This window comes from Staphylococcus sp. EG-SA-17, from assembly GCF_017151845.1.
Taxonomy (GTDB): domain Bacteria; phylum Bacillota; class Bacilli; order Staphylococcales; family Staphylococcaceae; genus Staphylococcus; species Staphylococcus aureus.
On sequence record NZ_JACVZO010000129.1, the window covers coordinates 1 to 329 of the forward strand.

The 329-nt window shown below is 38.6% G+C and carries 1 tRNA gene; it reads left to right on the top strand.

The annotated features are described in order from the left end of the window. The first annotated feature begins 131 nt into the window (after nt 1-131). Nucleotides 132-208 (top strand) — tRNA-Ile (locus tag IDG65_RS14390). The last annotated feature ends 121 nt before the right edge of the window (nt 209-329 follow it).

Genomic DNA, 329 nt, shown 5'->3' on the forward strand with positions numbered 1-329 from the left:
GTAGCCGTATCGGAAGGTGCGGCTGGATCACCTCCTTTCTAAGGATATATTCGGAACATCTTCTTCAGAAGATGCGGAATAACGTGACATATTGTATTCAGTTTTGAATGTTTATTTAACATTCAAAAAATGGGCCTATAGCTCAGCTGGTTAGAGCGCACGCCTGATAAGCGTGAGGTCGGTGGTTCGAGTCCACTTAGGCCCACCATTATTTGTACATTGAAAACTAGATAAGTAAGTAAAATATAGATTTTACCAAGCAAAACCGAGTGAATAAAGAGTTTTAAATAAGCTTGAATTCATAAGAAATAATCGCTAGTGTTCGAAAG